General features: G+C 60.7%; 15 protein-coding genes and 2 pseudogenes. 7 read left to right on the top strand and 10 right to left on the bottom strand.

The window, feature by feature from the left end; all coding sequences use genetic code 11:
- Positions 1–4 precede the first annotated feature (4 nt).
- The 8 genes from PLD_RS23900 to PLD_RS23865 all read right to left on the bottom strand — a co-directional run bounded on the left by PLD_RS23900 (position 5) and on the right by PLD_RS23865 (position 6,641).
- Positions 5–664, bottom strand: coding sequence for a glutathione S-transferase family protein (locus PLD_RS23900; protein ID WP_159897156.1), 660 nt, complete (start codon positions 662–664; stop codon positions 5–7).
- A gap of 50 nt (positions 665–714) precedes the next feature.
- Positions 715–1,569, bottom strand: a complete 855-nt coding sequence (locus PLD_RS23895; protein WP_159897154.1) for an alpha/beta hydrolase — start codon at positions 1,567–1,569, stop codon at positions 715–717.
- On the bottom strand, positions 1,566–2,372 hold the full coding sequence (locus PLD_RS23890; protein WP_159897152.1) for an alpha/beta fold hydrolase: 807 nt from the start codon (positions 2,370–2,372) through the stop codon (positions 1,566–1,568). Before PLD_RS23890 ends, PLD_RS23895 begins: the two co-directional genes overlap by 4 nt.
- A 114-nt stretch (positions 2,373–2,486) precedes the next feature.
- Positions 2,487–2,930, bottom strand: coding sequence for a hotdog fold thioesterase (locus PLD_RS23885; protein WP_159897150.1), 444 nt, complete (start codon positions 2,928–2,930; stop codon positions 2,487–2,489).
- A gap of 33 nt (positions 2,931–2,963) precedes the next feature.
- Complete coding sequence (locus PLD_RS23880; RefSeq protein ID WP_159897148.1) at positions 2,964–4,631, bottom strand: AMP-binding protein; 1,668 nt, start codon at positions 4,629–4,631, stop codon at positions 2,964–2,966.
- A 172-nt stretch (positions 4,632–4,803) separates the two neighbouring features.
- Positions 4,804–5,253, bottom strand: a complete 450-nt coding sequence (sixA, locus tag PLD_RS23875; RefSeq protein ID WP_159897146.1) for a phosphohistidine phosphatase SixA — start codon at positions 5,251–5,253, stop codon at positions 4,804–4,806.
- Positions 5,250–5,597: a DUF4389 domain-containing protein gene (locus PLD_RS23870; protein ID WP_159897144.1), complete on the bottom strand. Its 348-nt coding sequence runs from the start codon at positions 5,595–5,597 to the stop codon at positions 5,250–5,252. The genes sixA and PLD_RS23870 overlap by 4 nt, the downstream gene beginning before the upstream one ends.
- 18 nt (positions 5,598–5,615) lie before the next feature.
- On the bottom strand, positions 5,616–6,641 hold the full coding sequence (locus tag PLD_RS23865) for an NAD(P)H-dependent glycerol-3-phosphate dehydrogenase (protein ID WP_159897142.1): 1,026 nt from the start codon (positions 6,639–6,641) through the stop codon (positions 5,616–5,618).
- Between the two features lie 195 nt (positions 6,642–6,836).
- Between PLD_RS23865 and PLD_RS23860 the strand changes: the two genes are divergently transcribed.
- From PLD_RS23860 to PLD_RS23835, 6 genes and pseudogenes are all read left to right on the top strand, one after another.
- Positions 6,837–8,957, top strand: coding sequence for a TonB-dependent siderophore receptor (locus PLD_RS23860; RefSeq protein ID WP_159897140.1), 2,121 nt, complete (start codon positions 6,837–6,839; stop codon positions 8,955–8,957).
- Position 8,958: 1 nt separating this feature from the next.
- The gene (locus PLD_RS23855) at positions 8,959–9,888 is read left to right on the top strand and encodes an ABC transporter substrate-binding protein (RefSeq protein WP_159897138.1); all 930 of its coding nucleotides are present in this window, start codon (positions 8,959–8,961) and stop codon (positions 9,886–9,888) included.
- Positions 9,885–11,786 carry an ATP-binding protein gene (locus tag PLD_RS23850; RefSeq protein ID WP_159897136.1) on the top strand — a complete coding sequence of 634 codons (1,902 nt, stop codon included), beginning with the start codon at positions 9,885–9,887 and terminating at the stop codon, positions 11,784–11,786. The genes PLD_RS23855 and PLD_RS23850 overlap by 4 nt, the downstream gene beginning before the upstream one ends.
- A 247-nt stretch (positions 11,787–12,033) precedes the next feature.
- The gene (gene fabA, locus PLD_RS23845; RefSeq protein ID WP_159897134.1) at positions 12,034–12,549 is read left to right on the top strand and encodes a 3-hydroxyacyl-[acyl-carrier-protein] dehydratase FabA; all 516 of its coding nucleotides are present in this window, start codon (positions 12,034–12,036) and stop codon (positions 12,547–12,549) included.
- Between the two features lie 11 nt (positions 12,550–12,560).
- The gene (gene fabB, locus PLD_RS23840) at positions 12,561–13,781 is read left to right on the top strand and encodes a beta-ketoacyl-ACP synthase I (RefSeq protein ID WP_159897132.1); all 1,221 of its coding nucleotides are present in this window, start codon (positions 12,561–12,563) and stop codon (positions 13,779–13,781) included.
- Positions 13,782–13,909: 128 nt separating this feature from the next.
- Positions 13,910–14,940 (top strand): annotated as a pseudogene (locus PLD_RS23835) (IS110 family transposase).
- 281 nt (positions 14,941–15,221) lie between these two features.
- Here PLD_RS23835 and PLD_RS31290 read toward each other — a convergent pair.
- Positions 15,222–16,085 (bottom strand): methyl-accepting chemotaxis protein, encoded by an 864-nt coding sequence (locus tag PLD_RS31290; protein ID WP_371929101.1) that lies wholly within the window; start codon positions 16,083–16,085, stop codon positions 15,222–15,224.
- Positions 16,077–16,847 (bottom strand): annotated as a pseudogene (locus tag PLD_RS31285) (MCP four helix bundle domain-containing protein); the annotation flags it as partial. The pseudogene PLD_RS31285 and the gene PLD_RS31290, both read right to left, overlap by 9 nt.
- 348 nt (positions 16,848–17,195) lie before the next feature.
- On the opposite strand from PLD_RS31285, the gene PLD_RS23825 reads away from it, so the two are divergent.
- On the top strand, positions 17,196–17,612 hold the full coding sequence (locus PLD_RS23825; protein ID WP_159897128.1) for an OsmC family protein: 417 nt from the start codon (positions 17,196–17,198) through the stop codon (positions 17,610–17,612).
- The last annotated feature ends 35 nt before the right edge of the window (positions 17,613–17,647 follow it).

Here is a 17,647-nt window from a genome sequence, read left to right as displayed (position 1 = left end):
ACTCTCATCGGATAAGCATGGCCTGGGCGCCTTTGACGACGCTGACGTCGTCACTGCGTTGCGGAACCTGCAAGCCGCGCTGAACCGCTGGACGGGCCTCAAGGGCCGCCATCCAGCGTTGCAAGGCCGTCAGCCCCTGGACTGAGACGCCAGACCACTCATGACCGCGCACCCAAGGGAAGGTGGCGATGTCAGCAATACTGTAGTCCCCAGCCAGGTAGTCAACCTGTTGCAAGCGAGTGTCGAGCACCTCGTACAGACGCCGGGTTTCATGTTGATAGCGGTCGATGGCGCCCTGAAGTTTTTCCGGGAAATAGCGGAAGAACACGTTGGCCTGCCCTTGCATGGGTCCGATACCGCCCATCTGGAACATCAGCCACTGCATGACAATCGAGCGCCCCTTGGGGTCGGCGGGCAGCAGTTGGCCACTGCGCTCAGCCAGATACACCAGGATCGCGCCGGATTCAAATACCGGGAAATCGCCATGGTCACGGTCGACGATGGCCGGAATACGCCCATTGGGATTGATCTTCAGAAACGCTGGCGCCTTTTGCTCCTTCTTGTCGAAACTCAAGGCATGCACCGTGTAGGGCAACCCGAGCTCTTCAAGCAGGATAGAAACCTTGTGGCCGTTGGGGGTCGCAGCGGTGTACAGATCTATCATGGTTCTCTCCCATTTCAACCCGCCCAGCCTCGACACTTGCCCCCGTCAAGTCAAGGAACGGCGAAAAACCTATTGAAACAGTCTGCGACAAACACCGCACCGGTCTCGTCATTGAGGTGCAAATGGTGTCCGCCTGGCAACTGCGCACGGCTAAAGGGTAGACGCTGTAACAGTTTGTCGTGCCTGACCAGCATGCCATCGGCCGCCACCACCAGTTGCGTCGGGCAACTGACACGCTGAACGAAGGACATCGCCTGCTCCTCGCTCAGACGCAGCGGCGACGCCAGGGTCAGGCGACTGTCGCTGCGCCAGGTGTATCCACCGGGCACCGGCATCAGGCCCCGCTGAGCCAAGAGCTCCGCCGCTTGGCGACTGACCGCCACCAGTCCCTTCATGCGCGCCTCGACAGCCCGCTCCAGTGTGTTATAGACCGGCTTGCGCTTGCCCTGCAGATCCAACTGCATCTGCAGGGCCATTCCCAGGCGCTCGGCAGCGCTCTCACCACTGGCGGTTAGCGGGATCACTCCGTCGATCAGGGCCAGGTGACTGACCCGTTCCGGCAGCGCAGCGGCCAGCATCAGAGACACAATCGCCCCCAGGGAATGCCCCATCAGCGCGAACCGTTTCCAGCCCAATTGCTCAGCGACTTGCAACACGTCATACACGTAATCCCACAGGGCGTAGCCCGCACCCGGAGGGCGATGCCCGGAATGGCCGTGGCCGGCCATGTCCAGGGCGACAATACGCAGACCTTCAAGCTTGGGCGCCAAGCGCGCAAAGCTGTTGGCGTTGTCCAGCCAGCCGTGCAGGGCAATCACCGGCAAACCGTCCTCGGGCCCGAACAGATGGGCCGCCAACTCGATATGCGGCAGGCTCAGGCGTATTTCTTCGACCCGGTGATTCATGCACAGCTCCGTGGCAGGCGGTGTTGCCAACGAGCGAACAACTCCTTGAGCAAAGTCGCGGTGTCCTGGGGCCGCTCAAGGGGAAACATATGGCCGCCGGGCATGGTTAACGATTCACCCTGAGGCATGCGCCCCACCACACGGGTATGGTGACGCATCACCACCCGGCTTTGCTGTCCACGCACCACCGCCAGCGGCACCTTGAGTTGACACGCGCTGCCTGGGCTGGTGTGAGGTACGCCGCGATAAATGCTGATTTCGGTGGCCGGATCAAAACACAGCCGCAAGCGATCCCCCACGGGTTGCAGACCGTGCTGCAGGTAAGCGTCCAGGCAATCCGGGTCAAACGCGCGAAACAGGGGCTTGCGCGAGAAATAACGGCGCGCCGACTCCATATCGACAAACTCCTCGCGGCGCCCCAAGGTCCGCCCGGCCGGTGTCAGTCGGTCAATAAGGCCAAAACGCTTGGCGGCGCGGATCACCCACTGATCGGCCCGAGTCAGCACCGGCGAGTCGAGCATCACCACGCCCCGGTACAACTCCGGACACCGCAGCGCCGCGTGCAAATGCAGCACACCGCCCAACGAATGCCCAACGCCCCAGACCGGCTGAGCCTGTTGCTGCAGATGATGGATCAACTCATCCACCAAACTGCGCCAGTTGTCATCCACCGGGAAACGCGGATCGTGGGCATGTTGCTGCAAATGGGACACCTCGAATTCAGGCGCCAGGGCGGCGAACAACTTGCCGTAAGTGCCCGAGGGAAACCCATTGGCGTGAGCGAAGAATACCTGTTGCGACATACCGACTCATCCATCCATCAAACCAGCAGCCATTGTCCGCACGGCCTCGCACCTGGGCAATGACCGGAACGGACAGGAATGCTGACACCCAGGCTCAGTCTATGCCGCGTTTCTTCATGCCGCCGGCGGCGTCTGCCCCAGGGGCACCACCGCCATGGTCAGGCGCGAAACGCAACTGGCCTTGCCTTCATCACTGCTCAAACGAATGTCCCAGACATGGGTCGTGCGACCGATATGGATAGCCTTGGCCACCGCCGTCACCCGACCGCTACGCAAGCCCCGCAGATGATTGGCGTTGATCTCAAGCCCCACGCAATAAAACTTGCGGGTATCGATGCACAGGTAGCTGGCCATGGAGCCGACGGTTTCCGCCAACACCACCGAAGCACCGCCATGCAGCAGGCCATAGGGTTGGTGGGTGCGATGGTCGACCACCATGCTCGCGGTCAGCGACTCGTCATCAAAGGACTCAAAACGAATATCCAGCACTTCGCCGATGGTGTTTTTCTGAAGTGTGTTCAGTTGCTCAATGTTTGGAATGGTGCGCCACAAACTCATCACGACTTCCTTTTTCAGGTTGTTTTTTGTCGATCAATCCTGCCACAGCACGGCTTCGTCGCGCTCACTCCACGTTTGAAAGCTGGCGCCATAGGTGGCCTCGATCACATTGCGCTTGATCTTCAGGGTCGGGGTCAGAAAGCCGTTTTCCACCGCCCAACTGTCCTTGACCACCACCAGCCGATGCAGGCGCTCGTGTTTGTCGAGGTGGTCGTTGACCTGGACCAGAAGGCTTTCCAGGCTGCTGTGCAGTCCTTCTCGCGCGCTGCTAGCGGCCGCCTGCAGACCCGCCGCCGACAGTACGCACAATCCCAGTGGAGCGCTCAAGCCATCACCCACTACGCACACCTGTTCGATATGCGCATGCACAGCCAAACGATTCTCGATAGGCGCTGGGGCGACGTACTTGCCCTTGCTGGTCTTGAAGATCTCCTTGAGCCGGCCTGTCAGACGCAGATTGCCGGCAGCGTCCTGTTCGCCCTTGTCGCCAGTGCGCAAATAACCGTCCTCGGTGATGGTCTCGGCGGTCTTCTGCGGGTCCTTGTAATAGCCCTGCAGGATGGCCCCGCTACGCACCTGGACCTCCCCCGCCTCGTCGATACGCACTTCAACCCCTGGACAGGGCCGGCCTATCCAGCCCGGCACATGCTCCCCGGAGCGCCCGATATGGGAATAGCCGCAACTCTCGGTCATGCCGTAGACCTCTAGGACGTCAAGGCCCAGCCGGCGATACCAGTGCAACAGTGTCTGGGGCACCGGCGCCGCCCCCGACAAGGCCACGCGCAAGGCGTCCAGCCCAAGCCCGACAAGCACCTTGTGACCGACCTGCTTGCCGATCAATGGCAGGCTCAAGAGGACGTCCAGGCGCTTGGCCGGCACCTTGTCGTAGACCCCCATCTGGAACTTGGTCCAGATACGCGGCACGCCGAACAGTGCCGTGGGCCGAGCTCGCCGCAGGTCCGCCAGAAAAGTATCGAGGCTTTCGGCGAAGAAAACCGTTTGCCCGGTATAGATCGCGGCCATCTCGACGAACATGCGCTCCGCCACATGACACAGCGGCAGATACGACAACAGGCGGTCCTCGGGACCCAGGCCAAAGAGCTGAACCCCGTGACTGGCGGCAAACCCCAGGTTGCCGAAGCTGTGCATGACCCCCTTGGGCAGGCCCGTGGTACCAGAGGTGTAGATAATGGTGGCCAACTGATCGGCTGGCGGACTGGGGCTGTCAGCCAACGGCTGACAGCCTTGCAGATCGTCCCAGGTGCAGTCGAAAGTGCCTTCGGGGGCCAGCGGCAGGCGCACGGTGGGCAAATCGGGCCTGATCCCCGGGGCCATGCCCGACCAGTCATCGAGCTTGCCGATGAACACCAGGACCGACTCGGAATGCTCCAGTACCTGGGCCACCGAATCGGCTGTGAGGTTGGGATACAGCGGCACCGACACATGCCCGGCCATCCAGATCGCCAGGTCGCTGATGATCCAGTGCGCGGAGTTCTTGCCGATGATTGCGATGTGACTGCCCGGGGGCAACTGGCGCTCGCGCAGCCATTGGGCGGCGCGACGGGCCTGCTGGCCGACCTCGAACCAGCTCAGCGCCTGCACCTGCCCTCCGGCACTGGGCTGAACCAGAAAACGTTGCAGGGGATGACGAGCCTCGCGCTCGTAGAACACTTGCAGCGGCAAACGAAAAGCAGCAGCCATGACTCGCTCCTTTGTTTTTATTCTGTTCGCGACACCAACCAAGCACTTGCTCGGTCGACTATTCCACGCACAAAGGAGGGCTGCAAGCCAAGAAATGTAGCGCCGCGCAACCGGGTGTCGGCCACCCTCACGGACCTGCGGCGGCCAGGCACTGCCTGGCCGCCGGGGCGTTCTAGCGGTGCTTGACGCTATTGAGAGTCATCAGCCCGGCCATGGGCCAGTCACCTTCCAGCTCCGCCAGACTGGCGGTGTTCATAGGCTGAGGGGCATGCAGATGCCCATTCAGCAGCAGGCCGATCAGGTTGCCCACCAAGGGTTGATGGCTGACCAGCAGCAAGTTGTCGGCGCTGTCCAGATGCTCCAGCACCTGCAGCGGATTGGCGTCCGGCGTCAGCCACGGCACAGTGCGGACCTCTCCTGCAAACCCCAGTACCTCGCGCACCAACTGTGCGGTCTGCTGAGCGCGCACGTAGGGGCTGGCGATGATTGCACTGATGGGCTGGCCGATCAGTTGCGCGGCGCTGCCCAGCACTTCATCGCGGCCATGGGCCGTGAGAGGACGCTGAGCATCTGTGGGCGCGTGAGACTCGGCCTGACCATGGCGCAGCACCCACAACTTCACAGCTTGGGTTCCTCATCACGAACCGGGTGCGGCGCCGGCGGCACGCTATGCGGTGCCTCCCCTTCAGGGGGCCGCGGGGTTGGCCAATCGGCAAACGGCCAGGGTTTCTGCTCGGTGTGGAAGCTGCCAAAACGACCGATCTGCGCCAGGAACTGGCTCAGGCTGTCGCCAAAGTTCATCAGCCCGGCATTCGGTGCGCCGTAGATCAGCCGGTAGATCAACTGCACCAGGACCAAGGCGCCGAGAAGAAACTGCGACACCTGCCACACCAGCACGAAGACCAGCATCCACAGTACGCGCAGGAGGATGGATTCGTATTTGGCTTCACCATTCGTATCGTTCATGTCTGGCTCCTGTATTGCTCAGTTGAATCCACTAGTGGAGATAAAGTCGACATCGGTTTTCGGCTCGCCGCGCATCAAGAGTTCAATCACCTGATTCAGCGTACGCCCTTCAAACAGAATCGCGTGCAGTCCCGCTACCAGCGGCATATAAACGCCCACTTCCTGAGCCTTGGCCTTGAGCACTTTGAGGGTGTTGACGCCCTCGGCCACTTCACCCAGGCGGGTCACGGCCTCATCCAGGCTCAAACCCTGGCCCAGGGCAAAGCCCACCTGATAGTTACGGCTCTTGGGCGAGGAGCAAGTGACGATCAGGTCACCAACGCCGGCCAACCCGAGAAACGTCATGGGGTTGGCGCCCTGGCTCACGGCAAAGCGAGTCATTTCCGCCAGTGCACGGGTGATCAACATGCTCTTGGTGTTTTCGCCCATGCCCAGGGCCACCGCCATACCGGCGATGATCGCGTAAACGTTCTTCAACGCCCCACCCAGCTCCACACCGAAGCGGTCGGCACTGGCATAGACGCGGAAGGTGCGGCCATGCAGCGCGGCCTGGACCTTCTGACAAAGCTCGTCGTCTTCGCTGGCGACCACCGTGGCGGTCAACGCATGTTCGGCCACCTCACGGGCCAGGTTAGGGCCTGAGAGCACGCCGATCCGCGCCTGCGGCGCGATTTCCTCGAGGATTTCGCTCATCAGCTTGAAAGTCTGGGCCTCGATGCCTTTCGTCAGGCTGACCAGCATCTTGCCGCTCAGCAGCTGCGCATGGGGTGCCAGCACCGAGCGCAGAGCGCTGGAAGGCAAGGCGACGAAACACAGCTCGCCGTCATTGAGGGTGGCCAGCAGATCAGTGACCGGCTCCACCAAGGGATGAATCTTGATGCCCTTGAGATAGCGCGGATTCTCGCGATTGACCCGAATGGCCTCGGCCTGCTCGGGATCACGCATCCACTGCCGCACCGGGTGGCCGTTCTCGGCCAGCAGATTGGCCACGGCGGTCCCAAAACTTCCGCCTCCCAGGACCGCAATAGGGCGCTGTTGTGTCATATGCAATCCGTTTATCCATAGCAATGGCGATGGCGGCATTATACGGAGCGGTTTTTTCATCACCAGCCCCTGGTGCCATTCAGCCAATTTGTTGAGAACAGGCAGGTTCAGTCGGGGAATGTCGGGCTTAATGACTGGAAAACTCGACTAGCTCGGTTAACATGCGCGCCATTCATGTCCATTCAAGGCTGTGTCGTGTCCGCAGGTCCCTCCACTCTTCGTCTATCACTGTTGCTGAGCATGCTGTTCGGCCAGTCGGTGCTGGCCGACGATCTGTTTCTCGACGGCTCCGCATTGCCACACGTGTTGACCGCCACCCGCCTCAAGCAGTCCCCCGCCGCGGTCCCCGGCAGCATGACCGTGCTCGACAACGAGCTGATCAAGGCCAGCGGCGCCCGGAACATCAGCGAATTGCTGCGCCTGGTGCCGGGCATGATGGTCGGCGCCATCAGTGGCAATCAGGCCACAGTCAACTACCACGGCACCAACGCCAGCGAAGCCCGACGCATGCAAGTGCTGATCGACGGACGCTCGGTGTATCGCGCGGGCCTGGCCACGGTGGACTGGAGCGACATCCCGGTGGCCATGGAAGACATCGAGCGCATCGAGGTGTTTCGCGGCCCCAACACCGTCAGCTACGGCGCCAATGCGCTGATGGCGGTGGTCAATATCATTACTCGCTCCCCCGCCAACAGCCACGGCACGCGGTTCAAGGTGACCCGGGGCGAACGCGGCATCAACGACTGGTACGCCAGCCAAGGCAGCGGCTGGGAAAGCGGCGACCTTCGGCTATCGTTGTCGGGGCAGGAAGACGACGGCTTCGACAAGAACCGTGTGGGCGCCGATTACCGCGACAGCAAACGCTTGAACCGCTTCAGCCTGTCAGTAAGCCAGATGCTCAACGAACAGCAGAGCATCGATTGGCAGTTGAATGCCAAAGAGGGCACCAACCAGCGCCCCTACACTTACCGCCCCGTGTTCGCCGGCGTGACCTCGCAAGGTTACAACTCCGATGTCGTAGCCAAGGACTACGCTGGTTCATTGCGTTGGAACCTGGACATCAACCCCCGGCACAGCCTTTATATACAGGGCTCGGCCCAGCACTGGGACCGCCAGCAAACCTGGCGGGCTTGTGACGCGGCGGTCTCCTTCAGCCCCGAACTGACCCGCCTCTGGCAACTCAACCCGAATTATGCCGAGCGCCTGGCGCGGCGCATAACCCACTATTCGACTGCCCCCTCGGGGACCCCTGCGGAAGAAGCACTCGCCAGCCAGGTCCTCCAACAATGGAATAACGAAGGCGGCAGCCAGACCGTCTGCGGCAACATCGATCAAAGCGCCCGAGAAACCCGCTATGACCTGGAACTGCAGGACACCCTGAGCCTCAGCGACAACCTGCGGCTGGTCAGCGGCATGAACTATCGTTATGACCGGGCCGATTCCGAAACGTATTTCAACGGCACCCTCGACGACACCACTTGGCGCTTGTTTGGCCAACTGGAATGGCAAGCCAGCGAACACTGGCTGCTTCAGGGCGGGGCTATGTACGAAGACACCCAACTGACCGGCCACTCCCTGACGCCACGGGTGGCGGTCAACTACCTGATCAACCCGCGCCACGGCTTGCGAGCGGTGTACTCGGAAGCCATCCGCTCCCCGGACATGTTCGAAAACAACGTCGACTGGAGCTACCGGGTTACCGGCTTGAGCCCCACGCTCAATGGCCAGAGCAGCGCCCAGTACTTCGTCAAGACCCGTGGCCCCGGCAACCTGGACAAGGAACACATGCGCTCCCGGGAACTGGGCTACAACGGCTACTTCATCGACCTGGCCCTGAACCTCGACGTCAAATTGTTCTACGACGAAATCACCGGGATGATCAGCGAGCCACTGCGCAATAACCAATACATCGCCAGCAACAGCAACGCCTCGCGCTTCTCCGGCGCCGAGACCCAAGTGGACTGGCAATTGAGCCGCGTCGACCGCCTGCGCCTGGGTTACGCCTACGTGCGCGCCCAAGCCAGCAATCCCCTGGACCAGCGCCTGACCGCCAGCAACAGCGGTTCCGCCGGCTGGCTGCGCAACTGGGGCCAGGGTTGGTCCAGCGCGCTCTTCTACTACGGTGACAACTCACTCAACGGCTACCGTTTTGAGCGAGTCGATACCCGCATTGCCAAGCGCCTGGCCTTGAGTAAAGCCAGTCTGGAGCTGGCGGGCACCCTGCAACAACGACTCGACCATGCGCCCAGCACCTTCGCCGACAACCTGTATGACTCAAGGCACGTGGTCTATTTCAGCGCAGAGCTGGAGTTCTGACATGACCCGGCATCGGCCCCGGGGGGGCTTGCGCAGGCGTACTCGACTCGCTTGGAGCCTGCTTCTGCTGGGTTTGCTGCTGTGCACCCCGCTGCGCGCCGCCGACCTATTGCTGATCGCCAACGAGGACAGCGAAGGGCTGCGCAACTTCACTCAGGAACTGGCCAACCGGCGCCCCCAGGACCACGTGCGCTTCATGCCGCTGGCGCAGTTGCCAGCGCCCGGTAAATTACCCAGTGCCATACGTCTGATTCTGCTGGACCCGCAAAGCCTGGACTGGCGCCTGCAAGACCCTCTGGGGCCGGCCACCCTGGTACTGCGCGTCAGCCGTCTGCAGGCTGAACTGCGCCTGCATGGCGTGCCTCACCCCCGGCTCAGCCTGCTCTGGAGCGATCCACCGCTGCCCCGTCAACTGCGCCTGATTCGCAGCCTCTTGCCCCAAGTCCGTCGGGTTGGGGTGCTGTACACCAGGGACAGCCGGTTTCTGCTCAAGGAACTGCGCACAGCAGCGCAGTCCTTGGACATGGAAATCGTCGCCGAACCCTGGGACAGCACCCAAGACAGCCGTCCACTGCAAAATGTGCTGCGCAACAGCAACGTGCTACTGGGCCTGGATGATCCCAGGCTGTACAACCCGAAAACCGTGAAAAACCTGCTGCTCAGCAGCTACGCCCAGCAACAAGCTTTGATCGGCCCCAATGCCGGCTTCGTCAAGGCTGGCAGCCTGGCCAGCACCTACAGCGACCAGCAGGATTGGTTACACACCCTGGATAACCTGCTTGACCAAGCACCGGTACATTGGCCCCGGGCGCTGTACCCGGCGGCCTTCAAAGTAATGAGCAACCCACAGGTGGCACGTTCTCTGGGGATAGAAAAAATCGACCCCGAGGCCGTCGCGCGCCAGTTGAGCGAAGGAGAAAAACGCCCATGACATTGCGGCGCCGCTGGGACATCCATACCCGCACTCAGCTCATCAGCCTTGGCCCAGCCCTGCTCCTGACCTTGCTGCTGATCAGCTTCTTTACCTTCGTGCGCATTCAGGACCTGCGCCAGGAGCTGAACCACACCGGCCAACTGATCGCCAACCAGTTGGCGCCGGCCACCGAATACGGGCTGATCTCGGGCAATAACGATGGCCTGGAAAGCCTGCTGCAAGCCACGCTGGCGACGCCCCATGTGCACTTTCTGGAAGTCCAGGACAGCGCCAACAACATCCTGGTGTATGTCGAACAAGCGTCCGCCACTCACAATCACGCCCAACAGATCAAAGTGTTCCAAGCCCCGGTACGGCTGCAGCGCATACAGGTGCACAACGACTTTTTGCAGAACGATCCGGCCAGCCTGAACAGCCAGGGCGACGGTTACCTGGGACGAGTGATTGTCGGCATGTCCAACGACGCCTTCAATCAGCGCCAGCAGGAAATCCTCCTCAAGGCCGGCGTTCTCGCCCTGTTCGCGCTGCTCTTCACCTACCTCCTGGCCCGGCGCCTCGCGGCCGGACTGGCCAAACCCATCAGCGCCATGGGCCATGCGGTGAAAGCCATTCAGGACGGTGACTTCAAAACCGCGCTGCCCATCGTCGACGATGGCGAGTTGGACAACCTGGCGCGCCACATCAACAACCTTGCCGCGGGCCTGGAACTGGCCAGCCGCGAACAACAGCAAGCCATGTCACAACTGATTCAGACCCGGGAAGAAGCGGAACGGGCAAACAAGGCCAAATCGGACTTCCTGGCAATGATGAGCCACGAGCTGCGCACGCCGATGAACGGCGTATTGGGCATGCTGCAGTTGCTGGAAACCACGGAGATGACCCGGGAACAGAGCGAATACGCAGCGCTGGCCTCCGAATCCACTGAGCACTTGCTCAAGGTGATCAACGACATCCTCGATTTCTCACGCATCGAGCGCTCAGCCCTGGAACTGGAACATATTCCGTTCAACCTTGCCGACTTGATCAGCAGTTCGGCCCAAGCCTTTCAGCACAGCGCGCTGCAGCGCGGCCTGGACCTGCAACTGCGGCTACCGCCGGGCATGGAGTCGCTGCAGGTCAAGGGCGACCCGACGCGGATCCGGCAAATTCTGGTCAACCTGATCGGCAACGCGCTGAAGTTCACCGAGCAAGGCAGCATCACCGTCCAAGCGCAGTGGCAAGCCCTGGACCATGAACTCCTGTGGTTTACCTGCGCGGTGCGCGACAGCGGGATTGGCATCAGTCCGGCCAGCCTGGAAATGATGTTCGATGCCTTCCAGCAGGCCGACAGCTCGATCTCCCGACGCTACGGCGGCACGGGCCTGGGCCTGCCTATCGCCCGGACCCTGGCTGAACGCATGGGCGGCACCCTGCGGGCCCAGAGCGAGGAAGGCCAGGGCTCGGTGTTCACCCTGGAAATCCCCCTGGCGCTGTTTCAGCAAAGCCTGCCCGTGCTGGCGCCGCGAGTGAACACGGCCGCTCACCAGGGCGAAGGCCGCAACGTCCTACTGGTGGAGGACAATCCGGTGAACCAGACCGTGATCCAGGCCATGCTGCGTAGCCTGGGATTTACCGTGAGCATCGTCACCGACGGTGCCCAGGCGGTGCGCAGCGCTGAAAGCCTGATTTTCGAAGCGATTTTGATGGACTGCCGACTGCCGCTGGTCGACGGCTACGAAGCCACTCGGCAGATCCGCCAATTACCCGGATGCGCCGACCTACCGATCATCGCCCTGACCGCCAACGCCTTGCAGGGCGACCGTGAAGCCTGCCTCGCGGCCGGCATGAACGACTACCTGGCCAAGCCATTCAAGCGCACTGATCTGCAGCAAATTATCCAACGCTGGGTGCAGTAACAGGCTGTTTTCGCACACCTATGACTGGCGTGATGAGCGAAAGTGCGGCAGTCTTAGGCACCCGAAGGGGGGCCGAAAAGGCCCTCTACAAAAATTTCAGTGCACAAGTGTACTTTCATGCCCTTGGCGCTGTGACTTTCACTACAACGCAATAGTCTATGAGTAGGCTGCCGGCTCGAGGCATGAACGCTTCGATCGGCCGGGAAGATTGCCCAACCCTGCCGCACGGGACTATTGAGGAGCTCGCATGACCAAACAAAACGCCTTTACTCGGGAAGACCTGCTGCGCTGCAGTCGCGGTGAGCTGTTCGGCCCAGGTAACGCGCAACTGCCCGCCCCCAACATGCTGATGGTGGATCGCATCACCCAGATCAGCGAAGAGGGTGGCAAGTACGGTAAAGGTGAATTGGTCGCTGAGCTGGATATCACTCCAGACCTGTGGTTCTTCGCTTGCCACTTCGAAGGCGACCCAGTGATGCCAGGCTGCCTGGGCCTGGATGCCATGTGGCAACTGGTCGGTTTCTTTCTCGGCTGGCAAGGTCTGCCGGGCCGTGGCCGCGCCCTGGGTTCGGGGGAAGTGAAATTCTTCGGCCAGGTGCTGCCGACCGCGAAAAAAGTCACCTATAACATTCATATCAAGCGCGTCCTCAAGGGCAAGCTGAACATGGCCATCGCCGATGGTTCGGTCAGCGTTGACGGCCGCGAAATCTATACCGCCGAAGGCCTTCGGGTCGGCGTGTTTACCTCAACTGACAACTTCTAAGGGTTATCCGCATGCGCCGCGTCGTTATCACTGGTCTTGGCATTGTTTCGTGCCTGGGCAATGACAAAGAGACCGTCTCCGCTAACCTGCGTGCAAGTCGCCCTGGCATCCGCTTCAACCCGGAATATGCCGAAATGGGTCTGCGTAGCCAGGTTTCCGGCTCCATTGACCTGAACCTTGAAGAACTGATCGATCGCAAGATCTATCGCTTCGTCGGCCACGCGGCGGCTTACGCCTACCTGGCCATGAAAGACGCCATCGCCGACTCCGGCCTGAGCGAAGAACAAGTGTCCAACCCGCGTACCGGCCTGATCGCTGGCTCCGGCGGTGCTTCGACCCTGAACCAGATGGAAGCGCTGGACATCCTGCGCGAGAAAGGCGTCAAGCGCGTTGGCCCATACCGTGTCACGCGGACCATGAGCAGCACGGTTTCCGCCTGCCTGGCCACTCCGTTCAAAATCAAGGGCCTGAACTACTCCATCGCTTCGGCCTGCGCCACCAGTGCTCACTGCATCGGTACCGCCATGGAACAGATCCAGATGGGCAAGCAGGACATCGTCTTCGCCGGCGGCGGTGAAGAAGAGCATTGGACTCAATCGTTCCTGTTCGACGCCATGGGCGCGCTGTCCACCCAGTACAACGAAACCCCGGAAAAGGCCTCCCGCGCCTACGATGCCAAACGTGACGGCTTCGTCATTGCCGGTGGTGGCGGCATGGTGGTGGTCGAGGAGCTGGAACATGCTCTGGCCCGCGGCGCCAAGATCTACGCGGAAATCGTCGGCTATGGCGCCACTTCCGATGGTTACGACATGGTGGCTCCAAGCGGCGAAGGCGCCATTCGCTGCATGCAGATGGCCATGTCCACCGTCGACGCCCCAATCGACTACCTGAATACCCACGGCACTTCGACTCCGGTCGGCGATATCGCGGAAATGAAAGGTGTGCGTGAAGTGTTCGGTGACAAGGCTCCGGCCATCAGCTCCACCAAGAGCCTGTCGGGTCACTCCCTGGGCGCCGCCGGCGTTCATGAGGCGATCTACTGCATGCTGATGATGGAAGGCAACTTCATGGCCGGTTCGGCCAACATCGATGAGCTGGACCCGGAAGTCGCCGACATGCCGATCCTGACCAAGACTCGCGAAGACGCCACCATCAACACCGTGATGAGCAACAGCTTCGGCTTCGGTGGCACCAACGCCACCCTGGTGCTGAAGCGCTGGCAGGGCAAGTAAGCCCCGCCGCTTCGCCGAATGCAAAAAGCCCCGACTGGTTCGGGGCTTAATGAGATGGTCAGCCTGACCGAGAAGCCCTGCAGGTTTACGCTTGCAGGGCTTTTCTCGTTTTCGGCGGAGGATCTCTCATGAACACGATGACGCTTCTCGGTATCGACATTGGCAAACACAGCTTCCACCTGCATGGCCAGGATGCCAAAGGTCATCAGGTCCTGCGCAAGAAAACCAGTCGCAGCCAATTGCTCAGCACATTGGCCCAACTGCCGGCCTGCACGGCGGTGATGGAATCGTGTGGCGGTGCCCACTGGTTGGCTCGACAGGTTGAGGCATTGGGCCACGAGGTAAAACTGATTGCCCCGCAATACGTTAAGCCGTTCGTCAAAGGCAACAAAAACGACTTCATTGATGCCGAAGCGATTTGCGAGGCGGCGAGCCGCCCCGCGATGCGCTTCTGCTCGATTAAAACCGCAGAGCAACAAACGCTTTCAGCTTTGCATCGTGTCCGAGACTTCTTGATTGGCCATCGCACCGTCGCGACCAATCAGATTCATGGCTTTTTGCTGGAATTCGGGATCAGCCTGCCCATCGGCGCAACGGCGCAACGGCGTTGCACCGTGTGCCAGCGCTGCTGGACGATCCACAACATCCGGTTCCATTGCGCCTAAAGAGCGTGGTGATGCGTCTCCATCGTCAAATCCAACAGCTCAATGATGAAATCAAGGACATCGAGTCCGACCTGAAACAGCAGTTGAAAGAGGACGATGCCGGAAATCGCTGGCAGAGTATTCCTGGCATCGGCCCAATCATCGCCAGTGCGGTATTGGCGGATGTGGGCGATGCGTCGAACTCTCGAAGTGGACGCGATTTTGCCGCTTCGCTGGGGCTGGTGCCGAGGCAATACTCGACGGATGGAAAGACGGTGCTTCTGGGGATCAGCAAGCGCAGCGACAAACACATCCGCCAATTGCTGGTACAAGGCGCGCGAGCCATCATGCGTCATATCGACAAGCGAGAAGACGCCTTGGGGGCTTGGGTTCGGGAACTGCTGACGCGCCGCCACTCCAATGTCGTCGCGTGTGCGCTAGCAAACAAACTGGCGCGAATCGTGTGGGCGGTACTGGCCAAAGGCGGCCAGTACGACCCACATCCGAACGCTTGAACGTACAGCTTTACCACCGGCTTTTGCGACGTCACTGACGGATGACAGTAAACGGCAAATGGCCCGACTGAGAGCCTGGCACAAAATTCAGCTATAGAGGCTGAGGGCTTTTTCAGGGCAGTCGGGAGCGGCTACTCAGCGAGGGCCGGGCGTTGTTACAGCAACGCTCACAACGAGCCCGGATACATGAGCGCAGGCCAGCGTTACCGAAAACAACCAATGAGGTTGCAGGAGATGGGCTGACCATACATTTTTGTGCCTGCGCAGGCAGCGCTGCCGGCTTACACCGAGAAGCGCGACACCATGCTGTTCAAGTCCGCTGCCAACCGCGACAGCTCCTGACTGGCAGCGCTGGTCTGGTTGGCTCCTGCTGAGGTCTGGTGAGCAAGATCACGAATGTTCATCAAGTTGCGATCGACCTCACGCGCCACCGCGGCCTGTTGTTCCGAGGCGCTGGCAATCACGGTGTTGCGCTCGTTGATCAAGGTGAACGCCGAGGCGATTTCCTCCAACGCCTGCCCCGCCGCCTTGGCCACTTCCAGGGTCGACCGGGCGCGACCGTTGCTCTGCTGCATGGCGCTGACCGCTTGATCGGTGCCCTGCTGAATGCCGCCGATCATCTGCTCGATTTCCTGGGTCGACTGCTGGGTTCGATGGGCCAAGGCTCGCACCTCGTCGGCCACCACGGCAAAACCTCGCCCGGCATCACCGGCCCGCGCAGCCTCGATTGCAGCATTCAAGGCCAACAGGTTGGTCTGCTCGGCAATGGCTCGAATCACGTCCAGCACCTTACTGATGCCATAGACCTTCTGCGCCAAGTCTTCCACCTGACCGGCATTGGCCGTCACGTCCTCGGCCAACGCCTCAATCGACAGCACGGTCTGATGCACCTGCTCGCGTCCGCGCTGAGCAATATGATCGGATTCTCGCGACGCTTCAGACGTGGCGACCGCGTTGCTAGCCACCTCCTCCACCGCGGCAGTCATCTGGTTCACCGCGGTCGCTGCCTGCTCGATCTCCTGGCTCTGTTGATGCAGCCCCCGGGTGGCGTCTTCAGTGACGCAGCTAAGCTCCTCCGAGGCCGAAGCCAACTGACTGGAGGAGTCAGAGATGCGCCGAATGGTTTCCCGCAAGCTGTGCTGCATGGACTTGAGCGCCTGCAGCAAACGCGCGGGCTCATCCTTACCAGTCACCGTGATATCACCGGTCAGATCCCCCCCAGCCACCACCTCAGCCACATTCAGCGACTGCGCCAATGGCACAACGATGCTCCGGGTCAGCATCAGCGCCAGGCCAATAGTCACCAGCGTCGCGACCGCAATCATGGCCAGCACCCAAACCCGAGATTGGCTGAACACAGCCTTAGCCAAATCGGTGGCACGCGTCGCACTCTGCTTATTCAGCTCGACCAGGTCATGTAGGGTCGTGGCCAATTCATCGCCCAACTGATTCATTTCACCGTTGACCACCTTGGCCGCCTCCTCTATCTGATTCTGATTGGAGAAGGTCATGACCTGGGCCTGACGTTGCAGGTACTGCGTTTCTAAGGCCTTGAAGCGGTCAAACAGGACTCGTTCCTCAGGCAATATGATCAGCGCCTCATAACGCCGTTGAGCAACGCTCAGGCCGTTCTTGATGTCGTTGATCTTGTTTTCGTTCTGGGCCATCCCCTGCGGGTCGCGATTAATCAGCAGACGCAGCGTCAGCACACGGATGCGCAGCAGGTGCTGACTCATGTCACCTACAGACATGACACTGGGCAGCCAATTACTCTCAACTTCATCTGATTGCTGGCGCATATTCGCCATTTGCATCAGGGCGAACGCCCCGAGGGAAAACACCATCAGCGCCAGCAAACCAAAACCCAGGCTTGCGCGAGGCGCAATATTGAGACGTCTAAGACTCATTCCTTCGGCTCCTTCCTAGAGCGCTGCAAAACCTTGCAGCAAGGTGCTCTTAGACGGTATCGGGCCAGCGGAAATTTGCGTAAGACAAAAACGTGATATCAAAACGCCCTATGACTTCGATACCTGAAAGTAAAACGATTCAGCTTCCCAAAATCGGCATTTTTTCAATCAAACAGTGCAATTGACACCTCCAGACCCGCTGATTCACCGCTGCTTGCACATCCATCGGCGCAACACCGGGCCACTGCTGACCCAAAGTAAAAAACGGGAACGCCTGCGCCTGCGAATGCTCTATACCTTCAGCACCCTTACCACCGATCCGATACTCATCACTGCCTGAGGTTTGCCATGACCATTACCGTCAATACCGAGTCCAGCGAAGGTTTTCGCCACAGCATCCAGGTCGACGACCATCAGTTGTTCACCGACCTGCCCACGTCCGCCGGTGGCGAAGGCACCGCGCCCGAACCCCACGACTACTTCGATGCCGCCCTGGGCGCCTGCAAGGCTCTGACCCTCAAGCTCTATGCGCAAAAAAAGAACATTCCCCTGACCGGGGTCACGGTGGAGATCAAGCACGACAACAGCCAAGAGCAGAAAGGCACGTACGGCCTGCACGTCAAGCTGACCCTCAGGGGCGTACTCACCGATACCCAGCGCGAAGAGCTGCACCGGGTAGCCGACCGTTGCCCGATCCACAAACTGATGACCAGCAGTGAGGTCAGCATCGAGACCCACCTCTGCGAAGGCGCCTTCAGCCAGTAGCGACAAGGCGGGCACCTGGGGAGGGAGTTATGCTG

The organism is Pseudomonas sp. LD120 (assembly GCF_009861525.1).
Lineage (GTDB): Bacteria > Pseudomonadota > Gammaproteobacteria > Pseudomonadales > Pseudomonadaceae > Aquipseudomonas.
Note: the sequence above shows the minus strand (reverse complement) of the source record. Positions and strands in the feature narration are given on the sequence as shown.

Excerpts from the sequence above, each read along its gene's own strand:
- PLD_RS23825 (WP_159897128.1), top strand. The coding sequence starts at position 17,196 with ATGACCATTACCGTCAATACCGAGTCCAGCGAAGGTTTTCGCCACAGC.
- PLD_RS23890 (WP_159897152.1), bottom strand. The coding sequence starts at position 2,372 with ATGTCGCAACAGGTATTCTTCGCTCACGCCAATGGGTTTCCCTCGGGC.
- fabA (WP_159897134.1), top strand. The coding sequence starts at position 12,034 with ATGACCAAACAAAACGCCTTTACTCGGGAAGACCTGCTGCGCTGCAGT.
- PLD_RS23850 (WP_159897136.1), top strand. The coding sequence starts at position 9,885 with ATGACATTGCGGCGCCGCTGGGACATCCATACCCGCACTCAGCTCATC.
- PLD_RS23855 (WP_159897138.1), top strand. The coding sequence starts at position 8,959 with ATGACCCGGCATCGGCCCCGGGGGGGCTTGCGCAGGCGTACTCGACTC.
- PLD_RS23895 (WP_159897154.1), bottom strand. The coding sequence starts at position 1,569 with ATGAATCACCGGGTCGAAGAAATACGCCTGAGCCTGCCGCATATCGAG.
- PLD_RS23900 (WP_159897156.1), bottom strand. The coding sequence starts at position 664 with ATGATAGATCTGTACACCGCTGCGACCCCCAACGGCCACAAGGTTTCT.
- PLD_RS31290 (WP_371929101.1), bottom strand. The coding sequence starts at position 16,085 with ATGCAGCACAGCTTGCGGGAAACCATTCGGCGCATCTCTGACTCCTCC.
- PLD_RS23885 (WP_159897150.1), bottom strand. The coding sequence starts at position 2,930 with ATGAGTTTGTGGCGCACCATTCCAAACATTGAGCAACTGAACACACTT.
- PLD_RS23880 (WP_159897148.1), bottom strand. The coding sequence starts at position 4,631 with ATGGCTGCTGCTTTTCGTTTGCCGCTGCAAGTGTTCTACGAGCGCGAG.
- PLD_RS23870 (WP_159897144.1), bottom strand. The coding sequence starts at position 5,597 with ATGAACGATACGAATGGTGAAGCCAAATACGAATCCATCCTCCTGCGC.
- PLD_RS23865 (WP_159897142.1), bottom strand. The coding sequence starts at position 6,641 with ATGACACAACAGCGCCCTATTGCGGTCCTGGGAGGCGGAAGTTTTGGG.
- fabB (WP_159897132.1), top strand. The coding sequence starts at position 12,561 with ATGCGCCGCGTCGTTATCACTGGTCTTGGCATTGTTTCGTGCCTGGGC.